Here is a 22433-nt window from a genome sequence, read left to right as displayed (position 1 = left end):
GCCGTGGCCGCAACACTGCAGCGCATCACCAGGAGACACCGATGCGCATCACCGCTGCCCTCAGCACCACTCCCGGCCAGGCCTTCGAGCTGGCCGAGCTGGACCTCGATGATCCGCGCGACGACGAGGTCGTCGTCCGCGTTGCAGGCGTTGGCCTGTGCCACACCGACGTGGTGGGGCACCAGGGCCTGCTCAGTCTCAAGCTCCCGGCCGTATTCGGCCACGAGGGGGCCGGCATCGTCGAGCGCGTCGGCGCCCGCGTCACCAAGGTGCGGCCGGGCGATGCGGTGCTGATGACCTTCATGTCCTGTGGCCACTGCCCCTCGTGCAGCGCGGCGGCACCGGCCTACTGCCACCGCATGCGCCCGCTGAACTTCGGCGGCACGCGCGCCGACGGCTCGGTCACGCTGCGCCGGGCGGGCGCGCCGGTGGGCGGGCATTTCTTCGGCCAGTCGGCTTTCGCCAGCCATGCACTGGCACACGAGCGCAATGTCGTGCCGCTGCTGGACGGCATGCCGCTGGCCATCTCCGGCGCGCTGGGCTGCGGCGTGCAGACCGGCGCGGGCGCGATCATGCGTTCGCTGGCCGCACCGGCCGACTCGTCCCTGGTGGTGCTGGGCGGCGGCTCGGTGGGCCTGAGCGCCGTCATGGGCGGCGTGATCCAGGGCTGTCGCACCATCATCGTGGTCGAGCCGCAGGCCAGCCGGCGCACGCTCGCCCTGTCGCTGGGCGCCACCCATACGATCGACCCCGCGGCCGCGGGCCCGCTGGCCGCCGCCGTGCGCGCCATCCTGCCGACCGGGGCCGACTGCGTGCTCGACACCACCGGCCGGGCCGAGACCATGGAGGCCGGCATCCAGGCCCTGGCGCCGCGCGGGCGCTTCGGCTTTCTCGGCATTCCGCCCCGCATGGACGCCACCCTGCCGGGGCAGATCGTGCCCGCCATCGCCGCGGGCCTCAGCTTCCGCGGCATTACCGAGGGTGACAGCGACATCGACACCTTCCTGCCCGAGCTGATGCGCCTGCACCTCGCGGGCCGGCTGCCCTTCGACCGGCTGGTGCAGACCTATCCGCTGGCGCACATCGACCAGGCTCTGGCCGACCAGCATGCGGGGCGCTGCGTGAAGGCGGTGCTGATTCCGTGAAGTGAGACCACCCCGTTTGGACTTCCTCACTGCGTGTGGAAGTCCGATCCCCCTCAAGGGGCGCACCCGGCGGCCGGGCAAAGCCCGTGCCGCGGCTGTACGGGCATGGCCTGCTCCGCGGCCTTTCGATCAGGGTCGGGGCGCCGGTTTCATGCCGTGCGAGTGGCGTGGCAGTGCAATGGATAGCTGAAATGACACAGCGTCTCGCCCGGTGCTCCGAGACTCGCTTCCCTCGCGGGAAAGGGGTTGATGAGAGGGGGTGAGGCCCGATCTGCGTGGCTCGGCGGTCAGGCGAGAGGGCTCAGGACCGCACCATGGCACGCCCGTGGCTCAGCACCACGGTGTCGCGCGTCGGCACGCGGGCGCGCAGGGAGAGTTCGCCGCCCAGGTCCCAGAAGTCGAAGACCAGCGTCTCGCCCGGAAACACGGGCGCGGACAGGCGCGCCCGCAGGCCCGTGAGCCGGGCAGGATCGCCGCCGCAGAAGTGCTGCACGGCGGCAAGGCCCGCCATGCCCCAGGTGGCCAGGCCGTGCAGGATGGGCCGCGGAAAGCCCGAGCGCGTGGCCACGCCGGGGTCGATGTGCAGCGGGTTGAGGTCGCCGGAGAGGCGGTAGAGCACGGCCGCGTCAGGCCGCGTCGCCAGCTCGACGCTGAGGTCGGGCGCTGTATCAGGCACGGCGGTCGGCGCAGGCGCCGGCGCATCGCCGGCAGTGCCCGCCGGAAAGCCCCCGTTGCCGCGCAGGAACAGCACCTGCTCGCAGGTGGCCAGCCGCTCGCCGGTGGCTTCGTCGGTCAGCACCTTCTCGACATGCATCACAGCGCCCTTGCCCTCGCCCTTGTCCACCAGGCGGATGACGCGGCTGCGGCCGATCACCGCCGCCGCCGGAGGCAGTGGTGCATGCAGCGTGACGGCCTGCTCGCCATGCACCAGCTTCAGGTAATCGATGCCGAGCTCGGTGCGTTCGCGCATCCATGAACCCGGCGAGGCCAGCACGGCCGCCATGGTGGGCAGCGCCGCCAGCTCCTTCTCGTAGACGAATCGCAGTTGCTCCGGATCGAGCGGATCGGCCCCTGCGCCCAGGCCGAGCGCGTAGAGGATGCAGTCCTTGGTGGTGTAGTGCTGGCGCACGTCGCCGGAGTGCCAGGCACGGGTCTTGTCGGGATCGATCATGGAAGAAGCGCCGCGTCAGGCGTCGTTGGAGGAAGGGGGCGTCGGCCACTGGAACTGGGCCGGCTCCTTGTGGGCAAAGCGGCGGACGGCCTCGGCCACGTAGTCGCTGGCGGCCACCACGGGGTTGGACAGCACCTCCAGGTCGAGCATGGCGCAGAGCCCGCTCTGCAACGAAGCCTGCAGCGCCCGCTTGCTCAGCCGCATGGCCACCGGGGAGGCGCCGCTAAAGCTCTGTGCGACGGCCAAGGCGCGCGGCAGCAGCGCCGCGGGCGCGAGCACTTCGAGCGCCAGGCCCATCTGCCGCGCCTCGTCGGCACCGAACTCGCGGGCCGAGAAGATCAGCTCCTTGGCCCGCTGCAGACCGACCACGCGCGGCAGCGTGTACCAGGCGCCCAGGTCCGGCACCATGCCCACGCGCTGGAAGGCCATGGCCAGCCGCACGCGGCGACTGACGAGCACGATGTCGGCCGTGAGGGCCAGGCTCAACCCGGCGCCGAAGGCCACACCGTCGACCGCCGCGATGAGGGGTTTGTCCAGGCCGAGCAGGGTCTCGGCCAGCGCACGGTAGCGCTGCATGCCGGCCAGGCGCTGCTCGGCCGTGCGCGGGCCGGAATCGGCCATGGCCTTGAGGTCGCCACCGGCGCAGAAGTCGCCGCCCGCGCCGGCCAGCACGACCGAACGCACCGCATCGTCCTGCTGCGCCTCCCGCAGCGCGGCGGTGAGTGCGTCGGCCAAAGCGGGGCTGAGCGCGTTGCGGCTGCCCGGACGGTCGAGGGTGAGCACGAGGGCGGCCGCCTCGCGGCCCACGTGCAGGTCACTCGCGCCGCTCACCGGCCGGCCTCCGGCATGGCAGCAGCGGGGGTGGCACGGCCGGCCTCGGAGACCGGCACGCCGCCGTCCATCCGATCGCAGAACTCGGTCATGCCCAGCGCGATGCGGTCGCCGCAGCGCCACTCTGTCAGGCTTTCTGTGATCCGGGTGTCGCTGCCACCGTCGCGGCGCCTGTGGCGCAGCGGCACGGTGCACAACACCCTGCCCTGGAGCAGGTAGACGCCCTGGACAGTGGTGACGGTGGCGGTCACCGCACGCGGATACCAGTCCTTGTCGTAGTCGGTCTCGATGCGGCCGTCGATCACCGGCTCGTAGACACCGCCGCGCAGCACGTTGCCGCTGATGCGGTTCGCGCCGCCTTCGGGCCGGCCCTTGATCGACAGCAGCACGCCGAAGTCGCGGTCGAAGGTGACCGGGATCCACTTGTACCAAAAGAAGCTGTGCCAATGCCGGGGGCCCCAGGACTTGTCGCGGTAGCCCGTGCCCTGCACGAAGTCGAAGCGCTGCCCGTCCACCGTGATGTGGCCGGTGACGGCCATGTTCTGCTCGGTGTGACCGCGATAGACCGACAGCGCCGGGTCCACGTCGATGGGCCGCCCGTCCATCGTGACGATCTCGCCGCCATGCATGGGCGAGATGCCCTCGAAGTCCAGCACGAACGCGCCCGGCTTCTTCGGACAGGTCTTGAAGGCACGGCTTGGATTGGCCATGGCCAGGGGGTCGTCCATGATGAGCAGCTCGCCCTCGTAGCTGCAGCGCAGACGGCGGAAGGGCTCGATCACCTCGAAGCGCATACCGCCTGCATCCATGGCGTCGTTGTTGTCGATGGCCGGCCGCCCGAACATGAAGGCCACCCGCCCGCCGGGCAGGTAGATGCAGCAGGTCATCTCCGCATGGCCTTCGTTGGGCCGGTTGCCCAGACGGAACCAGGCGCCCACGCCCGTGGCCGTGTCGAAGGCATTGAAGTACATGCTCTCGTTGTAGTTGCCTGCGGCTTCGGGCGTGTGGGTGTACTCGTCACGCGGATCGAGACGCAGGCGCGTGTCGGGAGGCATGTACATGGGGGCTCCTGGCGGGTCGCGGCGCTCAGAGGCTGATGTGGAAGCCGCCGTTGACGCCGATGTGCTGGCCGGTCATGTAGCTGCCGGCATCCGAGAGCAGGAAGGCCAGCATACGCACCGCCTCCTCGGCCGTGGACCAGCGGCCCAGCGGAATCTGCGCCAGCATGCCGTCCTTGAACTTCTCGCCGCGCACCACCTCGGTCATGGGCGTTTCCACCACGCCGAAGCAGATGGAGTTGGTGCGGATGTTGTAGCGGCCCCATTCGCGAGCCGCGGTCATCGTCATGCCCAGCAGGCCGGCCTTGGCGGCGGCGTAGTTGATCTGGCCGATGGAGCCCTTGCGGCCGGCGTCGGAAGAGATGTTGATGATCGAGCCACCGCGGGTGTCGCCGCCGCGCGACCGCGCCACCATGTGTCGGCCCACGGCCTGCAGCCAGTAGAAGCTGCCGGTGAGGTGCACGTCGATTACGTCCTTCCATTGCTGGTCGGTCATCTTCTCGATCATGGCGGGACGGGTGATGCCGGCGTTGTTGACCAGGCCGTGCAGGGCGCCGAATCGCTCCACCGCCTCGTCCACGGCGCGGGTGGCCAGCGCGGCGTCGGTCACGCTGCCGACCACGGTCATCACACGGTCGGCGGGCAGCTCGGCCATGGTGGACCGCAGGGTTTCGCCGTTCATGTCCACCGCCACCACGCGCCCGTCGAGCCGGACGATCAATTCGGCGAGCGCCTTGCCGATGCCCTGGCCGGCGCCAGTGACGACCACCGTGCGGTCCTGCAGAGTGACGAGAGGGTTCATGGATAGACATTCAATATTGTTTGGTTGAACCAATAATATTTGCTGGCTGCTTGCGGCGTCAACGGTCGGCCGGTGCAAACGGCCATCGCATCTGTCGCATCCGTGTCGCGTGCCTTTTTGGTTGAACCAATATTATGATCACAGCCGCTTTTCAAGGCTCACAGGAGAAACGCCGATGACCATCAAGGGCAAGGCCTGCATCGCAGGGGCCTTCGAGCATCCGACGCGCAAGGCGCCGGACAAGACCGTGGCCCAGCTGCATGCCGAATGCGCACGCGGCGCACTGGCCGATGCCGGCCTCACGCTGCAGGACGTGGACGGCTACTTCTGCGCCGGCGACGCGCCCGGGCTGGGCGCCAACAGCATGGCCGACTACCTGGGCCTGACCCGCCTGCGCCACATCGATAACACGGACACCGGCGGCTCGGCCTACCTCATCCACGTCGCGCATGCCGCCCAGGCCATCGCCGCGGGCAAGTGCGACGTGGCCCTGATCACCCTGGCCGGGCGGCCGCGCACCGAGGGCGGCAGCGGCGTGGGCGTCGGTGCGCGCCTGGTGACGGCGGCCACGCCCGACGCGGCGTGGGAGATGCCGTATTCGCCGGTCACCGTCAACATGTACGCCCTGGCCGCGGCGCGCCACATGCACGAGTACGGCACCACCGCCGAGCAGCTGGCCTGGATCAAGGTCGCCGCCTCGCAGCATGCCCAACACAACCCGCACGCGATGCTGCGGGACGTGGTCACCGTCGAGGAGGTGCTGGCCTCGCCGCTGATCTCCGATCCGCTGCACAAGCTCGACTGCTGCGTGGTGAGCGACGGCGGCGGCGCACTGGTGGTGGTGCGGCCCGAGATCGCCCGGCAGCTGAAGCGGCCGGTGGTGCGGGTGCTGGGCGCCGGTGAAACCATCAAGGGCCAGCTCGGCGGCGCGGTGGACCTCACCTGGTCGGGCGCCGCGGTGTCCGGCCCCGCTGCCTTCACCGAAGCTGGCGTAAAGCCGGCCGACATCCAGTACGCCTCGATCTACGACAGCTTCACCATCACCGTGCTGATGCAGCTGGAGGACCTGGGCTTCTGTGCCAAGGGACAGGGCGGCCGCTTCGTGGCCGACGGCAACCTCATCTCCGGCGTGGGCAAGCTGCCCTTCAACACCGACGGCGGCGGCCTGTGCAACAACCACCCGGCCAACCGCGGCGGCATCACCAAGGTGATCGAGGCCGTGCGCCAGTTGCGCGGCGAGGCGCATCCGAAGGTGCAGGTGCCCGACTGCCGGCTGGCGCTGGCCCAGGGCACCGGCGGGTTGCTCGGCTCGCGGCACGGCAGTGCCACGCTCATCATGGAAAGGGAATGACATCATGGCGACGCCCTACACCGAACGCCCCCTCACCACGCTGCCGCACGATGCCGCCACCGAGCGCTTCTGGGCCGCCACCGCCGACCACCTGCTGCTGACCCGCCAGTGCACGAGCTGCCACAAGCCGCACTGGTATCCGCGGCCGGTCTGCCCCTTCTGCCAGGGCGACACGGAGTGGCGCAGCCTGTCGGGCCGGGGCACGATCTACAGCGTCAGCGTCACGCGCCGCGCGGGTCCCGTGGCCTACGCCATCGCCTACGTGGCGCTGGACGAGGGCATCACCATGCTCACCAACATCGTGGACTGCGACCTCGATTCGCTGCGCATCGGCCAGCGCGTGCAGGTGTGCTTCAAGCCTGCCGAGGACGGGACGCTGGTGCCCATGTTCACACCGGCCTGAAGGACGACCGCCCCATGGACACGCTGCAGTTCGAGGTCCGCGAACAGGTGGGCTGGGTTCGCCTGTCCCGTCCGGCCATCCACAACCCCTTCGACGCCCAGCTGCGCAACGACCTGATGGCCGTGCTGGAGCAGGTGCGCGACGACCCCGGCATCCGCGTGCTGGTGCTCACCGCCACGCCGGGCACCTTCTGTGCCGGCGGCAACCTGCATGTGCTGAAGGAGCACCTGGATTCCGGGCCCGCCTACTGGCAGCAACGCATCCGCGGGGGGCTGCGCTTCATCCAGGACATGCTCCACCTGGGGCGGCCGGTCATCGCGGCCGTGGACGGCCCGGCCATGGGCGCGGGCTTCGCGCTGGCGCTCACGGCCGACATCGTGCTGGCCTCCGAGCGCGCGCGCTTCTGCATGGCCTACCTCCGGCTCGGGCTGGTGCCCGACCTGGGGGCGATGTACCTGCTGCCGCGCGCGGTGGGCGTGCAGCGGGCCAAGGAGCTGATCTTCTCCACCCGCGACATTGATGCACACGAGGCGCAGCGACTGGGCATCGCCATGGAGGTGCATGCCAGCGAGGCGCTGGAGGCCCGCGCCGCCGCCATCGCCCGCAGCCTCACCCAGGCCGCGCCCACGGCCCTGGCGCTGACCAAGGCTGCGCTCAACGCGTCGCTCGATGCGGACCAGCAGACCCTGTTCAGCATGGAGGCGAGCGGCCAGGCCGCCGCCTTCGCCGCGCCCGAGCCACGCGAGGCCATCGAGGCGATGCTGGCGCGCCGGCCACCGCCGTATCGCGGCTTTCCGCCGACAGGGCCCTGATCGGGTCCGCCGGGCGGGCGCCCCGGGCCGGATGCGTGTCGTCGCTGTATTACGATCGCCCAAAGAGGTTCATCCAATGCCGACGAAGCGCATCTCCCCCTCCGTACCGCGCGCCAAAGCCGGCCCCCGCGCCCCAGCCGCCGTCGCCGAGCCGGCCGTCACGCCCCTGTTCCAGCCGGTGCGCACGCGCCGCACCTTCGAAGCAGTCAGCAGCCAGATCCGCGAGCAGTTGGCGCGCGGCGAGCTGCGCCCCGGCGATCGCCTGCCCGCCGAGAAGGACCTGGCCGAGCAGTTCGACGTCAGCCGCAGCGCGGTGCGCGAGGCGCTGCGCAGCCTGGAGTCGGCCGGGGTGGTGGAGGCCGTCACCGGCCTCAACGGCGGCTTCTTCATCCGCAACGGCAAGCCCACCAGCCTGACGCAGTCCGTGCGCGACATGGTGTCGCTGCAGCAGGCGTCCATCGCCCATGTCACCGAGGCACGCATCGAACTGATGGCCGTGGCCATCCGCCTGGCCTGCGAGCGGGCCACCGAGGAGGAGATCGATGCCATCGAGGCCGACATCGACTACCACACCGATCTGTTCCGGCAGGGCCACGGCTCGCGCAACACCCATTCGGTGATCCGCTTCTACCAGCTCATCGCCGAAGCCACCCACAACGAGGTGTTCGCGGCCATGGTAGATGCGCTGTCGGAGATCATCCGCGGCCTGCTGGCCCAGGTGGACCCGCGGCCGCGCAAGGACTTCATGCAGGTGCGCCGCAAGGTGCTCGAGCACCTGCGCGCCCGCGATGCGGCGGCGGCGGCGGCGGCCATGACGGCGCACCTCAAGCTCATCAACGACTACCTCGAAAGCGAAAGCAAGAAGGCGGCGACCAAGCGCACCGCTGCCCGCCGGGCCGCCTGAGGCCGCAACTCCAGACCCATGGCAACCAAGACCTCTTCTCCCTCCGTTCTCTCCGCCACGCCGCAGCCCGACCCCGCGGCGCCGGCCGTGCGCTTCCAGGCCGTGCGCTCGGCCCGCGCCTTCGAGGAGATCGCCGACCAGATCCGCACCGAGCTGGCCGAAGGCCGGCTGAAGGTGGGCAGCCGCCTGCCGGCGGAGCGGGCGCTGGCGGTGCAGTTCGGTGTGTCGCGCAACACACTGCGCGAGGCCCTGCGTTCGCTGGAGCATGCCGGCCTGGTGCGGCTGCAGAAGGGCGCCAGCGGTGGCGCCTTCATCAGCGAAGGCTCGGGCCTGGCGATCACCACCAGCCTGATGGACCTCTACCACATCGGCACCATCACGCCGGCGCACCTGACCGAGGCGCGCATCTGGCTGGAGTCGGTGATCGTGCGCGAGGCCTGCAGCCGGGCCACGCCTGCGGACCTGGACGCGCTGCGCAAGAACGTCGAGGCCGCGGCGCAGGCCACGAAGGATGGGGACTTCCAGCGCCGTGCGGAGATGCATCTGGACTTCCACCGCATCCTCGCGCGCATGACGGGCAACCCGCTCATGGTGCTGATGATGGACAGCCTGATCGCCGTGCTCAGCCGCTTCATCCAAACCCTGGGCGAGTACGAGAACGCCTTCGTGCTGCCTTCGCGCAAGCGCTTCCTCAAGCACATGGAGGCGCGCGACGTCGACGCCGCCGTGGCCGAGATGGAGGCCAGCCTCAAGCGCCTGCAGAAGGGCTACCTCTCGCACCTGGCGACCGATGACGCCGCGTCGGCGCCCGCGCCCCGCAGCCGCGCCCCGGCGAAGAAGCGCTGAGCGCCGCGGCCACCACGCCCGCTTCCCATCTCCTGCTTCCCGCGCCTCGCCGCTCGGCGAAGGCCGATACGCGATCGCATGCCCGACGCGGTCGCGTTGCGCACGCGCTCGTCCCGGACATAGAATGGCTCTACCATTGACAACGGCATGGCTTGCAGCCGTGCGGCCACCACCATGTCCTACACCTACGAACGCACCCCGCGCGGGATGTATTTCGAGGATTTCGAGATTGGCCAGACCATCGTCACCTCGCGGCGCACGGTCACGCTGACCGACATCGTCAACTTCGCCTGTCTGTCGGGCGACCACAACGCGCCGCATGTCGACCACGAGTTCTGCAAGACCCAGTCCTATGGCGAGCCCATCGCGCATGGCCCGCTGGTGCTGGCCATCGTGGGCGGACTGCAGTGCCTCACCGGCATCAACGACGGCACCATCATCGCCATGACCGGCCTGGACCAGTGGCGCATGCACCTGCCGGTGAAGGCCGGCGACACCATCCATGCGCTGATCACACCGGTGGAGAAGAAGCTCACCAGCAGCGGCACGAAGGGCATCGTGACCTGCGAACGCATCGTCAAGAACCAGCGCGGCGAGACGGTGCACACGATGGTGATCGGCAACATGTACCGCTGCCGGCCTGCGGTCGCCTGACCAACGCGCGGCCGGGCACGGGCTGCGGTCGGGAGCGTCCTCCGGTCAACCCCTAACTTGGACTTCAGGCGGCGACGGGCCACAATCTCATTGGCCCAACCATTGAATCTCGCCGAAGCGCCGACACAAGGAAGACCCTCCATGCACCGCCCCACCGCCGCCCGACTCCTTTGCCTCGCCCTCGCTGCCACGGCGCCGGCCCTTGCAGCCGCCCAGGAGGCCTATCCGAGCCGACCCATCACCATCGTCGTGCCCTATGCGGCCGGCGGCACCAGCGATGGCCAGGTGCGCATGTTCCAGGACGCGCTGGGCAAGGAGCTGGGCCAGCCCATCGTGGTGGACAACCGCCCGGGCGCCTCGGGCGCCATCGCCGCGCAGCTGGTCGCCCGTGCCAAACCCGATGGCTACACCCTGCTCTATCCCAACAACGGCGTGCTGACCACGCCGCTGCTGAACGACAAGGCCGGCTACGACGCCTTCAAGGACCTGCGGCCGGTCACGCTGACCTCGGTGGTGCCCATGGTGCTGGTGGTCAACAAGGCCGTGCCCGCGGACGATGCCAAGTCCTTCTTCGACTGGGCACGCAAGCAGCCCAAGGGCGTCATGTACGCATCGGCCGGCACGGCCTCCTACGGCCATCTCTCCACCGCACGGCTCATCCAGCTGTCGGGCATCAAGGCCGAACACATTCCCTACAAGGGCGAGGCGGCCTCCACCCTCGCGGCGCGCACGGGCGAGGTGCAGATGCTGGTGACCACGCCCTCCTCCGCCATGCTGGGCCAGGTGCAGCAGGGCAACCTGAAGCTGCTCGGTGTCGGCACAAAGGAACCTTCCAGCGTGGTGCCGGGCACCCCGCCCCTGAATCGCGCCGTGCCCGGCTATGAGGCCCAGGCCTGGTTCGGCGTGATGGCGCCGGCCGGCACGCCCGACGCGGTGGTGGACCGGCTCAATGCCGCCTTCCGCAAGATCATGGCTGACGACGGGCTCAAGACCCGGCTTCTGGCCACCGGTGCCGTGGCCCGCACCAGCAGCCCGGCCGAGTTCGCACAGATGATGAAGACCGAGTCCGATCAGCTGCGCGACATCGTCACCCAGTTCAACATCAAGGCGGAATGAACACCCTCGCCGAAGAAGCTGGGGCGCACGACCTGGTGGTCGTCGGCTCCGGCGCAGCCGGACTCACCGCGGCGATCACCGCCCGCAAGCGCGGGCTGGACGTGGTGGTGATCGAGAAGGAACCCGTGTTCGGCGGCACCACGGCGCTGTCGGGCGGCGTGTTGTGGATACCCCTGACCCACCACGGCCGCCAGCAGAACCCGGCCGACACGGCCGAGCAGGTGCGCGCCTTCATGCAGGCCGAGACCGGCCGGTTCTACGATGCGGCCGCCGTGGACGCCTTCATCGAGAACGGCCCGCGCATGGTGGACTTCCTGGAGCGCGAGACGGCCATGCAGTTCGTGCCCACGCTCTACCCCGACTACCACCCCACCGCCCCGGGCGGCGCCGACGTCGGCCGCTCGATCCTGGCCAAGCCCTACGACATCCGCGGCCTGGGCAAGGACATGGCCCGGCTCAAGCCGCCGCTGCGCAGCATCACCTTCATGGGGATGATGTTCAACTCGTCCAACGCCGACCTGAAGCACTTCTTCCGTGCCACGAAGTCGCTCACCTCCTTCCTCTACGTGGCGCGGCGCCTGGCCAACCACCTCAAGGAGCTGCTGCTCTACCGCCGCGCCGTGCAGGTCACCAGCGGCAATGCGCTGGCGGCACGGCTGGCCCAGTCGGCGCTGGACCTGGGCATTCCCATCCTGACCGACACGCCGGCGCGACGGCTGCTGGTGGAAGGCGGCCGCGTCACTGGCGTGGTGGCCGGACCGGAAGGGGACGAGCGCACGCTGCGCGCTCGGCATGGCGTGATCCTCGCCTGCGGCGGCTTTCCGCACGACACCCGCCGCATCGCACAGGCCTATCCGCACCTGCGGCGCGGCCACCAGCACCTCTCGCCCACGCCGGCGAGCAACACCGGCGACGGCTGCGCGATGGCCGAAGACGCCGGCGGGGTGGTGCAGATCCGCTTCAAGGAGCCCGCTGCCTGGATGCCGGTCACCCACGTGGACTTCGGCGGCGGCCAGACCGGCGTGTTTCCGCACCTGCTGGACCGCTACAAGCCCGGCGTGATCGGGGTGCTGGCCAACGGACGGCGCTTCACCAACGAATCCAACTCGTACCACGACGTCGGCGCCGCGCTGCACCGCGCCTGCGAGGGCATGCCCGAAACCGCCATGTGGCTGGTCTGCGACCAGGCCGCGCTCAGCAAGTACGGCCTGGGCTACGCCAAGCCGGCACCGATTCCGCACGGCGCGCTGCTGCGCAACGGCTATCTGCTGCGTGGCCGCACGCTGGAGGAACTGGCTGCCAACGCGGGCATCGATGCCGAAGGCCTGGCACGCACCGTGGCCGACTACAACCAGCACGCCGCCCGCGGCGAGGATCCGGCCTTCCATCGCGGCGGCAACAGCTTCAACCGCTACCTGGCCGACCCCGACCATGGGCCCAACCCCTGTGTGGCACCGCTCGCACAAGGCCCCTTCTATGCCATCAAGCTGCTGATGGGCGACCTGGGCACCTTCGACGGACTGAGTACCTCCGTCACCGGCGAAGTGCTGCGGCCCGACGGCAGCGCGATTCCCGGCCTCTATGCCGCCGGCAACGACCGTGCCAGCGTGATGGGCGGCAACTATCCGGCGGCCGGCATCACGCACGGTCCCAACATGGCCTTCGCCTATCTCACGGCCAACCACATTGCCGACCAGGCCCAGCAGCCCACGCAGGCGGCAGCGCCGATTCAAGGCGGGCGGCCGGTGCCCGACATTCCGGTGGTCCGACCGGCGCAGGTGGCCTGATGGGCAAGTGGCGAACCGAAGCACGCTTCGTCGGCATGGCGGTCGACGCCGGAGTCGCGCGCGTCACCCTCGACCATCCGGCACGCCGCAACGCGCTGTCATGGGACATGCTGGTCGAGCTGCGCGCCGCTCTGCTCGAGGCCGACGACCTGCGGGCCGTCCGCGTCATCGTGCTCGAAGGAGCGGGGCCCGACTTCTGCGCCGGCTACGACATGCAGTCGGCCTACGCGCGCTATGCCAGCGAAGCCGCCGGCGAGGGCAGCGCGGACCTCTACCGCAGCGGTAGCGGCTCCTTCGACGACGATGCCTGGAAGCTCGAGCGCTTCCAGGAGCTCCTGCGCACGCCCTTCACGCTGCACAAGCCCGTGATCGCCAAGGTGCATGGCCATTGCGTGGCCGGGGGCACCGACCTGGCGCTGTACTGCGACATGGTGATCGCCGCGGACGACGCCCGCATCGGGTTCCCGGCCACGCGCGCCATGGGCTCGCCGCCCAACCAAATGTGGTTCTACAACGTGGGGCCGCAATGGGCCAAGCGGCTGCTGCTGAGCGGCGATGTGGTGAGCGGCGCCGATGCGGCGCGGATCGGCCTGGCCGTGGCAAGCGCGCCGGCCACGTCGCTGGAAGAGGAGGTGATGACCCTGGCCCGCCGCCTTGCCACCATCGATGCAGAACTGCTGGCCACCAACAAGCGCATCGTCAACATCGCACTGGAACTCGCGGGCGCCGGCACCATCGCCCGCCTGGCCGCCGAGATGGACAGCCGCGCGCACCTGAGCCGGGCCAAGCGGGAATTCGACGCCGACGTGGCGGCGATGGGCTTCAAGGCCGCTGCGCGCCGACGGGACGAACCCTTCGGCGACGGCACGGTGCGGCCCAGTTGGTGAGGGCCGCGGCGCCCGCAGGCGCCCGGCCCCCGGAACTCAGATCTTGACGCGCCCCGAGCGCACCAGCTTCTCCGAGCTCGCCAGTTGCTCCTTGAAGAAGGCCTGCGTGCGGCCTGGCGCCCAGCCGACCGTGTCGAAGCCCAGCTCCGCGATCTTGGCCTTCACGTCGGGCAGCAGCACGATCTCGTTGACCTCCTTCGTGAGCAGGTCCACCACGGCCTTGGGCGTGCCGGCGGGCGCCATCAGGGCGGCCCAGCCCGGCATGTCCACGCCGGGATAGCCGAGCTCGGCGAAGGTGGGCACATCGGGATAGCTGGGCGAGCGCTCCGCCGAGGCCACGGCCAGCGTGCGGATGCGCCCCTGGTAGCGCTTGGTGCCGCCGATGGACGCGCACACGGCCTGCACCTGGCCACCGATCACGTCCTGCAGCGCGGGCGCCTCGCCCTTGTAGGGCACATGGATGGTCTCGATGCCGGCGGCCATGTTGAACAGCTCGCCGACGAAATGCCCGCCCGAGCCCTGGCCATAGGAGCCATAGGCGATCTGCCCCGGCCGGGTCTTGGCCAGGGCCACGTACTGCCGCAGGGTGGAGGCCGCCAGGTTCTCGCTGATGCCCAGGGCGATGGGCGTGAGCGCGAGCATGCCCACGGTGCTGAAATCCTCCTGCCGGTAGCCGGGCTTGGGCAGCAGCAGCAGGTTGGTGAGGAAGGCGCTGTAGGCCAGCAGCAGCGTGTAGCCATCGGGGGCGGCGCGCGCCACGGTCTGGGCCGCGATGGCACCGGTGGCGCCCGGTTTGGACTCCACGATCACCGGCTGCCCCAGCCGCTCGGTGAGCTTCTGGCCGACCAGCCGCATCATGATGTCGTGGCCGCCGCCCGGCGGCGTCGGAATGATGAAGCGGATGACGTTGTTGGGATAGCCCTGCGCGCGGGCCACCGGGGTGGTGGCGCCGCCCAGAGTGGCCAGGCCGGCCGCCAGCACCTGTCGCCGGGAGAGTTCCATGGGTTGCCTCGTCTATTGGTTGAACCATACACGTTATCAGCCTGCCACCTGCGTGTGCTTGGGAATAACGCGGAGGCGGCCTGGCGCGGCTGGCCGCCGCAGGATGGCCCCGCACTCAGCCGTCGCGGCGGCCGTCCGGCTGCACCCACCGGGGGTTGTGGATGGCAAGCGCGTCCCGAAGTCCATCGCGCAGGTGCGCGAGCAGTGCGGGCGAATCGAGCGGCAAAGCGCCGGACGCCATCGCCGCTACCAACACGTCGTCCGGCGCGGCCCCGCGGGCCTGCGCCTCTGCGACTGTTGCAGTGTCCGTGTCCGCAACACTGCCCAGCAGCGCGGCCAGGCTGGCACGCGCCCGCGCGTCGGCCGCCGGGCCCAGACGCAGCTCACGGGCCACCAGCCGCAGCACGTTGACGCACACCCGCAGCTGGAAGGCGTGATAGCCCTCCAGCGAAGGGCGCAGTTCCAGGTCGAGGTAGTCGGCGGCGGCGTCCAGCAGCACCTCGGCCGGCGGCACCCGTGCAGGCCCGGGCAGTCCTTCGGCCTCGTCCCGCATACGCGCACTCACGTCATCACCTCCGGCGGGGCGACCAGGTTCAGGAAGTCCCACAGCGGCTCCTCCATGCGACGGCCGATGGCGGCCAGTTCCAGGCTGGCGGCGCGGCCATCGGAGCGCTTCTGGCTGCCGCGACGGGCGCAGGCGATGGCCCACTTGAGGTTGGCGAAGGCTTCCCAGAAGCGCACCCGCAGCGGATCGACCCGCTGGCCAGAGGCCGACTCGTAGGCGGCATAGAGCGCCTCGCGCGCGCCGAAGCCGCCCACCTCGCCGGGCCCGCCGAAGCGCCAGGTGCGCATGCACAGCACGCCCAGGTCCTGCATGGGATCGCCGATGCGGGCGATCTCCCAGTCCAGCACGCAGCGCACGCCCTCCGGCCCGACGACGAGATTGCCGGTGCGGAAGTCGGCATGCACCAGCGCCGGCGGCACCGGCTTCGGCAGGTGGCGACCGATCCAGGCCACGGCATGATCGAGCGCGGCATGGCGCACGCCGCAGCCATCGAGCAGCGCACAGTAGGCCTCCAGCTCCTGCGCGGGCGTCAAGACCTGCAGGAAGGTCAGCCCGGCCGTGGGCGTGCGGTGGATCGTGGCGAGGATCTCGCCGCACTGGGCGGCCATGCGGCCACGGGCAGCGGCGAAGGCCTCGTCGCGCAGGATGCGTCGGCCCAGCGTCTCGCCCGCCACGCGGCCGGTGACGTAGCCCTCGCCGAGGCCGTCTTCGGGCCTGAGCACCGCCTCCACCACGGGCGCAGGCGTTCCCGCGGCGCGCGCGGCCTGCATCAGTGCGGCCTCCTGGGGACCACTGAGCTTGGGGACTGAGCCCGCAACGGCGCCGCGTGCGGCTGTCTGCTGCAGGATCAGCGGCAGCGGCGGAGCGCCCGGCGCGGCCCAGTCGAAGGCCCAGGTGGCCTTGGTGCCGCCGGCGGTCAGGCGCTGCAGGCCGCGCACCTCGCCGGGCGAACCGAAGCGGCGCGCCAGCACCGGACCCAGGGCGGCGGCGACTTCGTCGCTCGGCGGGGCGGCCATCAGATCTGCCGGCCGGTGTTCTGCCAGAAGGGGTCGCGCAACCGGCGCTTGAAGATCTTGCCGCTGTCTTCGCGCGGCAAGGCGGCATGGAAGTCGATGCGCCGCGGCACCTTGTAGCGGGCCAGGCGCGCTTCCAGGTAGTGCCGGATGTCCGCCTCCGTCAGCTGCGCGCCGGGCTCGCGCTCCACGGCGGCGGCCAGCGACTCACCGAAGTCCTCGTCCGGGATGCCGAAGACCGCGCAGTCGTGCACGCCCGGGCACTGGGCCAGCACCATCTCGATCTCGGCGGGGTACACATTGGTGCCGCCGAAGATCACCATGTCCGAGCGGCGGTCGCACAGGTACAGCCGGCCGTCCTTGAGGTAGCCGACGTCGCCCACGCTGATCAGGCCGTCGCGCTCGACGCCCTGGCGCTTGGCGTCGTTGTTCAGGTAGGTGAAGTCGGGATAGGCGGACACGCGCATGTAGATCTCGCCGATCTCGCCTTCGGGCACCGGCCGGCCGTCCTCGCCGTAGAAGGCGATTTGGGTGCCGGGTGTGGGCATGCCCACCGAGCCCGGATGGGCGAGCCAGTCCAGCGGCGTGGCGAGGGTGGCGGTGCCGACCTCGGTACCACCGTAGGTCTCGTAGACCACCGGACCCCACCAGTCCATCAGGGCCTGCTTGACCTCACGCGGGCAGGGCGCGCCGGTGTGCGTGACCCACTGCAGCGAGCCCACGTCGTAGCGCGCGCGCACCTCGGGTGGCAGCTTGAGCAGACGCACGAACATGGTCGGCACCATCACCGCATGGGTGATACGGTGCCTGGCGATCAGCGCCAGCGTCTCTTCGGCGTCGAACTTGGACTGCATCACCAGCAGCTCCGCCGCGCCGAAGGCCTGGCGGCCGTAGGCATTGGGCGAGGCGTGATACAGCGGCCCGGTGATCAGCGCCCGCACGCCGGGCACGAGGCCGTACACCCGCTCGATGATCTCCCGATAGGCCTGCGCCTGCTCGGGCGTGGAGGGATGACGCCGCACGCCCTTGGGATGCCCCGTGGTGCCCGAGGTGTAGATCATGGTGGCGCGGCTGGGCCGCGGCGGCGCGTCCCACGGCGCGAAGCCTTCGCACCATTGCGGCCAGAGCACCTCGTCCGGCGCGGGCAGGGCTCGCGCGGCGTCGACGCCATAGCGCGCCAGCACCTGCGGCGGCGTGGGCACCACGCGCACCACCAGCCCCGCCGGCAGGCGGCCGCGCAGCAGCGCCAGCAGGTCGGCATGGGCCACCAGAATCTTGGGATGGGCGTCCTCCAGGATGTAGAGCAACTCTTCGGCCTTGCCGTGCCAGTTCAGCGGCACCGCATAGGCACCGAGGGCGGCCGCCGCCTGCTGCACTTCGAAGAAGGCGAAGTCGTTGCGCAGCAGCAGCGCCACGCAGTCGCCCTCGATCACCCCCAGTTCCGCCAGGCCGGTGGCGGCGCGCCGGGCTTGCAGTTGCACCTGCGACCGGGGCACGCCCTGGTCATCCAGATAGATCATGGCTTCGTTCATGGCATTCTTGCCTGCTCGTTGTCTCTCGTTTTATCTAAGGGGGTCGCGCAATCGGTGCCCGTCATGCGGCGAGCATGGATGCCAGCCGCGCGGCATGGGCACCGCTGTCGCCGAACAGCTGGTCCATGACATGGATGCGGCGCAGGCAGTGGCCGACGGCGTATTCCTCGGTCATGCCGATGCCCCCGTGCAGCTGAATCGCGCCATGCGCCACCTCGCGCGCATGGCGGCCGATGCACAGCTTGGCGCGGTGCAGGTCGAGGCCCGCGTCGTCGCCATCGGGCAGGTCGACCGCGACGGCGGCGGCCATGGCCATGCTGCGGGCCATCTCCAGGTCCACCCGCATCTCGGCCACGCGATGGCGCAGCGCCTGGTTCTCGCCGATGGTGCGGCCGAACTGCTTGCGGGTGTGAAGGTAATCCACCGCGAGCCGGTTGGCTGTCTCGGCCGCGCCCAGCATGTCGGCGCAGGCCAGGGCCGTGCCCATGGCGACCACACCGTCGATGGCACGGCCACCCGCGTCGCCGTCGGCCGGATCGACCAGCGGACGGGCGGGCACGCCCGCCAGCCGCAGTTCGGCGGCCGGCGTGTCGTCCACCAGGCGATAGCGCCGCCACTGCAGGCCCGGCGCATCGGCATCGACGAGAAAGAGCGCGCGGCCGGCGGAATCGTCCGGCGCGCCGCCGGTGCGCGCGCTGACCACGACATGGCGGGCCAGGTCCGCCCCGAGCACATGGGCCTTGGCGCCATCGAGCACCCAGCCCCCGCCGCGGTGCGTCGCGCGGGTCTCGATCCAGCAGGGCGCGTGGCGGCCGGCCGTCTCGTCGTGCGCCCAGGCCATGCGCGTGGTGCCATCGGCCAGACCGGGCAGTTGCTCGGCGCACAGCGCCTCGTCCGCGCCCAGGCGCAGGGCCGTCGCGGCCAGAACCTGCGGCAGCAGCGGCTCCAGGCACAGGGCACCGCCCAGGGCCCGCATCACCGGCAGCAAGGCACGGGCGCCACCATCGAAGCCCCCGTGCGCCGACGGCACCGCCAGCGCCGTGACACCCAGCTCGGCCAGGTGCTGCAAGGTCAGCGGATCGTGCCCGCCCTCGCTGGCGGCATGGGCGCGCCGCTGCTCGAAGCCATAGCGTTCGGCCATCAGCCGCGCCAGGCTGTCCTGCAGCGCACGCTGCTCGTCATCGAGTTCGAAATTCATCGGATTCCCTGTCTCATCCCAGGATGGCCTTGGCCAGAATGTCCTTCTGCACCTCGCTGGTGCCGCCATAGATGCTGGCGGCGCGCGAGTAGAAGTAGCGCGGCACCAGCGGGCCATGCACCCGCTCCTCATCGCCGTCGCGCCGCTCCAGGCCGGCCGGCCCGGCCAGCCGCGCCAGCAGCGCATTCACGGCCTGCTGCAACGCCACGCCCTTGAGCTTGAGCACCGAGGCGAAGGCCGGCAGCGCCTGCTGCTCGGCGGGGGTGAGCAGGAAGCGGTAATTGGTCAGCTCGAGCGCGCGGATCTCCGCGTCCAGCGCCGCCATCTCGGCGCGCAGCCCGGCGTCGTCGATCAGCCGCCCGCCTTGCGGCAGCGCGCGGCCGGCCATCTCGCGCGCGAGGTCGAGCCGCTCCCGGCACAGCCCCACGTTGGCGATGCCGGTGCGCTCGTTGCCAAGCAGGAACTTGGCGCATTCCCAGCCCTTGTTCTCCTCACCCACCAGGTTGCCCACGGGCACCTGAACGTCGTCGAAGAAGACCTCGTTGAGGTGATGACCGCCGTCGATGGAGTGGATGGGCCGGATCGTGACACCGGGCGACTTCAGATCGATCAGCAGGAAGGAGATGCCCGCCTGCTTGCGCGCCTCGGGGTCGGTGCGCACCAGCGCGAACACCCAATCGGCAAGATGGGCGGTGGTCGTCCAGATCTTCTGCCCGTTGACCACATAGTGATCGCCGCGGCGTTCGGCCCGTGTTCGCAGCGAGGCCAGGTCCGATCCGGCACCCGGCTCCGAGAAGCCCTGGCAGAACCACAGGTCGAGGTTGGCAAGCCGCGGCAGGAAATGGTCGCACTGTGCCGGCGTGCCGAACTTCATCAACACCGGCCCGAGCATGGTGAGGTTGAACACCTGCGGCAGCGGTGCGGGCGCACGGTAGAGCTCGTCCATCAGGATGAGGCGCTCCATCTGCCCCAGCTCGGCACCACCGTAGCGCGCGGGCCAGTGCGGCGCTGCCCAGCCACGCTCGTTCAGGATGCGCTGCCAGGTCACGGTGTCCTGCTTGCGCGGCGGGTGCCCGGCGCGAAGGCGCGCCCGGATGTCCGCTGGCAGACGCGCATCGATGAAAGCTCGTACCTCGGCACGGAAGGCGCGCTGCGCCGGTGTGAACTCCAGATCCATCTCGTCCTCTTTTTGTCTCCAGCCTCGGGAAGTCGCCGGCATGAATATTATGGTTGAACCAATCATGCACGGCAATCCAATTTCATCGTGACCGGCAGGGCAGGGGCAGCCGACACGCCCGGGCCTGCTTTGCGACTATGCAAAGAGGTTCATCCAACACCCGCGGAAGCAAGTTCAATAGCCTTTGCAGCGGCCCGGCGCTCCCGCGGACGCCAGAGAAGCTGCCGCGATCGCCAGCCCCTGCTCCAGCCGGTGCCTGCGCGCCGCAGCTTGACTCGGTGTCCGGCCAGACCCGGGAGCAACTCGCGCGCGGCGACCTGCGCCCCGGCGACAGGCTTGCCGCCGAGAAGGAGCTAACGGAGCAATTCGGCGCTTCGGCGCCGTGCATGAAACGCTTCACAACCGGGGGATCGGCTGGCGTGGCAGAGACGTTCACAGGCATGACGGCGGCGGCTTCATCCGCAATGGACTGGCCCGGAAGGTTCGCGACATGGTGTGGCCCAAGCAGGTCTCCATCCCAACGGAACCGAGGCACGCATCGCGTGGAGGGCGGTCGTCACCCGTCCGGCCTGCGAACGGGCCACACGCGAGGAACTCGACGTCATCGGGGCCGCCGTCGACCAACGCGCGGCCCTCTGCCAGCAGGGCCACGGCCTGCGCAACACCACGTCGGCGAACCGCTTCAACCAACTGATCGCGCAGGCCACCCACGCACCATGGCGAACGGCAACATCGACAAGTGCCAGCCGTCGGCGACCGACGCTGTCACCCTGTGCCGCGGCAGCACGGACCCGCGCCACGGCCCGGTGACGTCTCAGGGCGAAGGCGGGGCGATGTTCTCTTCGCGCACCACGCGCGTCCAGCGCGCAACGTCGGTCGCGAGAAAGGCCTGTGCCTCGGCGGCGCTGGTCGCCCAGGGCTCCGCCGCCTGCAGCTTCAGTCCCTGGACCACCTCTGGTCGGCGCAGGGTTGCCTGCACCATGTCGTTGAGCCGCGCCACGATGGTCGGTGGCAGCCGGCGCGGTCCGGCCAGGGCATACCACGCGCTCACGTCGAAGTCCGGCAGTACCGTCTCGGCCACGGTGGGGATCGCCGGCATGGCGGCAAAGCGCGTGCCGGAGGTCACGGCCAGCGCCCGTACCTTTCCGCTCTCGATGTGGGACGACATGCCCGCGAGCGAAGTGAAGATGACAGGCACCTCGCCCGCCATCACCGCCAGCGCCGGCGCGTTGCCGCCCTTGTACGGCACATGGGTGAGCTGCAGCTGCGCGCGGGCCTGGAACAGCACGGCTGCGAGATGCATGCCGCTACCCGTGCCGCCGGAGCCGTAGTCGATTTTTCCGGGCTGGGCGCGCGCCTGCTGCACGAACTCCTGCACGGTGCGAAACGGCGCATCGGGGTTGGCGATGATGGCGAAGGGACTGCGCGCCACCATCGACACCATCGTGAAGTCGTTGACGGCATCGAACGGCAATGACTTGTACAGGCCCGGTGCCGCCGAGTGGCCGGATGCCATCAGGAACAGCGTGTAGCCGTCCGGCTCGGCCTTGGCGACAAAATTCGCCCCGATCGTGCCGCCCGCCCCCGGCTTGCCCTCGACGATGGCCTGCTGCCCGAAGGCGTCCGGAAACTGCGCGGCCAGCAGGCGTGCGAGGTTGTCCACGGGACCGCCGGTGGTGAAACCGTGGACGATGCGCACCGGCCGGTTGGGCCAGTTGGCCGAGGCTGCGGGCTGGCCCAGCACCGTGCCGGTGCCCATCAGAAGGGCTGCACCCAGAAGGGTGCGTCGGGTGTTGGAAGTCATACGAAGAAATGCTCCGGTTGAGGCCCCCGCTGTACGGGGACGGACTTGTAGCTCCCCTGCTCGAAGATGCGCATGCGCGAGGCCATCAGCTCCTCGTGCAGCCGCGCCAGGCGCGCGGCGTCGAAGCACAGCGCGCCCCCACGCTTGGCCCAGCGCCCCGCCACCATCACGTTCTCGATGTCCGACGTCTCCGCGTACATCACCACGATGTGCGCCGCATTGCCCCCGGCCAGCGCCGGAAAGATGTTCATCCCACGGCAGTCGAACATCACCAGATCCGCCTGCTTGCCCGGCGTGATCGAGCCCGTCTTCCCATCCAGCCCGAACGCCTTCGCCCCGCCCATCGTCGCCCAGTACAGCGCATCGCGCGTGAGC

General features: G+C 70.2%; 21 protein-coding genes and 1 pseudogene. 10 read left to right on the top strand and 12 right to left on the bottom strand.

The genetic code is table 11. The features are described from left to right. Window positions 1-41 precede the first annotated feature (41 nt). On the top strand, window positions 42-1145 hold the full coding sequence (locus DFR41_RS15525) for an NAD(P)-dependent alcohol dehydrogenase (protein WP_114803351.1): 1104 nt from the start codon (window positions 42-44) through the stop codon (window positions 1143-1145). Window positions 1146-1446: 301 nt separating this feature from the next. Here DFR41_RS15525 and DFR41_RS15520 read toward each other — a convergent pair whose 3' ends face one another. Genes DFR41_RS15520 through DFR41_RS15505 form a run of 4 tightly spaced genes read right to left on the bottom strand, consistent with a single transcriptional unit; the run spans window position 1447 to window position 5007 of the window. Then, window positions 1447-2316: a MaoC/PaaZ C-terminal domain-containing protein gene (locus DFR41_RS15520; RefSeq protein WP_114803350.1), complete on the bottom strand. Its 870-nt coding sequence runs from the start codon at window positions 2314-2316 to the stop codon at window positions 1447-1449. Window positions 2317-2331: 15 nt separating this feature from the next. Beyond that, window positions 2332-3147: an enoyl-CoA hydratase/isomerase family protein gene (locus tag DFR41_RS15515; RefSeq protein ID WP_114803349.1), complete on the bottom strand. Its 816-nt coding sequence runs from the start codon at window positions 3145-3147 to the stop codon at window positions 2332-2334. Further along, window positions 3144-4208: a DUF7064 domain-containing protein gene (locus DFR41_RS15510; RefSeq protein WP_114803348.1), complete on the bottom strand. Its 1065-nt coding sequence runs from the start codon at window positions 4206-4208 to the stop codon at window positions 3144-3146. Before DFR41_RS15510 ends, DFR41_RS15515 begins: the two co-directional genes overlap by 4 nt. A gap of 25 nt (window positions 4209-4233) precedes the next feature. Beyond that, window positions 4234-5007: an SDR family NAD(P)-dependent oxidoreductase gene (locus tag DFR41_RS15505; protein ID WP_114803347.1), complete on the bottom strand. Its 774-nt coding sequence runs from the start codon at window positions 5005-5007 to the stop codon at window positions 4234-4236. Between the two features lie 175 nt (window positions 5008-5182). Here DFR41_RS15505 and DFR41_RS15500 point away from each other — a divergent pair, with 175 nt between their 5' ends. The 9 genes from DFR41_RS15500 to DFR41_RS15460 all read left to right on the top strand — a co-directional run bounded on the left by DFR41_RS15500 (window position 5183) and on the right by DFR41_RS15460 (window position 13767). Then, complete coding sequence (locus DFR41_RS15500; protein WP_114803346.1) at window positions 5183-6358, top strand: thiolase domain-containing protein; 1176 nt, start codon at window positions 5183-5185, stop codon at window positions 6356-6358. Between the two features lie 4 nt (window positions 6359-6362). After that, window positions 6363-6761 carry a Zn-ribbon domain-containing OB-fold protein gene (locus DFR41_RS15495; RefSeq protein ID WP_114803345.1) on the top strand — a complete coding sequence of 133 codons (399 nt, stop codon included), beginning with the start codon at window positions 6363-6365 and terminating at the stop codon, window positions 6759-6761. 14 nt (window positions 6762-6775) lie between these two features. Then, window positions 6776-7573, top strand: coding sequence for an enoyl-CoA hydratase/isomerase family protein (locus tag DFR41_RS15490; protein ID WP_114803344.1), 798 nt, complete (start codon window positions 6776-6778; stop codon window positions 7571-7573). Window positions 7574-7649: 76 nt separating this feature from the next. Continuing rightward, window positions 7650-8477, top strand: coding sequence for a FadR/GntR family transcriptional regulator (locus tag DFR41_RS28180; protein ID WP_017761297.1), 828 nt, complete (start codon window positions 7650-7652; stop codon window positions 8475-8477). Window positions 8478-8495: 18 nt separating this feature from the next. Continuing rightward, entirely contained in the window at window positions 8496-9323 is an 828-nt protein-coding gene (locus tag DFR41_RS15480; RefSeq protein WP_114803342.1) for a FadR/GntR family transcriptional regulator, read from the top strand. Window positions 9324-9497: 174 nt separating this feature from the next. Beyond that, on the top strand, window positions 9498-9977 hold the full coding sequence (locus tag DFR41_RS15475) for a MaoC/PaaZ C-terminal domain-containing protein (RefSeq protein WP_114803388.1): 480 nt from the start codon (window positions 9498-9500) through the stop codon (window positions 9975-9977). 141 nt (window positions 9978-10118) lie between these two features. Continuing rightward, window positions 10119-11093, top strand: a complete 975-nt coding sequence (locus tag DFR41_RS15470) for a Bug family tripartite tricarboxylate transporter substrate binding protein (protein WP_114803341.1) — start codon at window positions 10119-10121, stop codon at window positions 11091-11093. Continuing rightward, the gene (locus DFR41_RS15465; protein ID WP_114803340.1) at window positions 11090-12880 is read left to right on the top strand and encodes an FAD-dependent oxidoreductase; all 1791 of its coding nucleotides are present in this window, start codon (window positions 11090-11092) and stop codon (window positions 12878-12880) included. The genes DFR41_RS15470 and DFR41_RS15465 overlap by 4 nt, the downstream gene beginning before the upstream one ends. Continuing rightward, window positions 12880-13767, top strand: coding sequence for a crotonase/enoyl-CoA hydratase family protein (locus DFR41_RS15460; RefSeq protein WP_114803339.1), 888 nt, complete (start codon window positions 12880-12882; stop codon window positions 13765-13767). The genes DFR41_RS15465 and DFR41_RS15460 overlap by 1 nt, the downstream gene beginning before the upstream one ends. A gap of 36 nt (window positions 13768-13803) precedes the next feature. Here the strand turns inward: DFR41_RS15460 and DFR41_RS15455 are convergent, their stop codons facing one another. From DFR41_RS15455 to DFR41_RS27720, 8 genes and pseudogenes are all read right to left on the bottom strand, one after another. Beyond that, the gene (locus DFR41_RS15455; protein ID WP_017761291.1) at window positions 13804-14769 is read right to left on the bottom strand and encodes a Bug family tripartite tricarboxylate transporter substrate binding protein; all 966 of its coding nucleotides are present in this window, start codon (window positions 14767-14769) and stop codon (window positions 13804-13806) included. A 115-nt stretch (window positions 14770-14884) separates the two neighbouring features. Continuing rightward, window positions 14885-15334 carry a DUF6285 domain-containing protein gene (locus DFR41_RS15450; protein WP_147284364.1) on the bottom strand — a complete coding sequence of 150 codons (450 nt, stop codon included), beginning with the start codon at window positions 15332-15334 and terminating at the stop codon, window positions 14885-14887. After that, window positions 15331-16350, bottom strand: a complete 1020-nt coding sequence (locus DFR41_RS15445; RefSeq protein WP_114803338.1) for a phosphotransferase family protein — start codon at window positions 16348-16350, stop codon at window positions 15331-15333. The genes DFR41_RS15450 and DFR41_RS15445 overlap by 4 nt, the downstream gene beginning before the upstream one ends. Next, window positions 16350-17885 (bottom strand): annotated as a pseudogene (locus tag DFR41_RS15440) (acyl-CoA synthetase); the annotation flags it as partial. The pseudogene DFR41_RS15440 and the gene DFR41_RS15445, both read right to left, overlap by 1 nt. Window positions 17886-17940: 55 nt before the next feature. Next, entirely contained in the window at window positions 17941-19077 is a 1137-nt protein-coding gene (locus DFR41_RS15435; RefSeq protein ID WP_114803336.1) for an acyl-CoA dehydrogenase family protein, read from the bottom strand. A 13-nt stretch (window positions 19078-19090) separates the two neighbouring features. Then, complete coding sequence (locus tag DFR41_RS15430; RefSeq protein WP_017762013.1) at window positions 19091-20254, bottom strand: acyl-CoA dehydrogenase family protein; 1164 nt, start codon at window positions 20252-20254, stop codon at window positions 19091-19093. Window positions 20255-21068: 814 nt separating this feature from the next. Then, window positions 21069-22058 carry a tripartite tricarboxylate transporter substrate binding protein gene (locus DFR41_RS15425; RefSeq protein ID WP_244917765.1) on the bottom strand — a complete coding sequence of 330 codons (990 nt, stop codon included), beginning with the start codon at window positions 22056-22058 and terminating at the stop codon, window positions 21069-21071. Next, a partial coding sequence (locus DFR41_RS27720) for an amidohydrolase family protein (RefSeq protein ID WP_170159388.1) occupies window positions 22055-22433 on the bottom strand: 379 nt, incomplete at its 5' end. The genes DFR41_RS27720 and DFR41_RS15425, both read right to left, overlap by 4 nt.

The sequence above is a fragment of the Pseudacidovorax intermedius genome, assembly GCF_003350475.1.
Lineage (GTDB): Bacteria > Pseudomonadota > Gammaproteobacteria > Burkholderiales > Burkholderiaceae_C > Xenophilus > Xenophilus intermedius.
The sequence above is the reverse complement of the archived record's forward strand: the minus strand, read 5'-3'. Positions and strand labels throughout refer to the sequence as shown.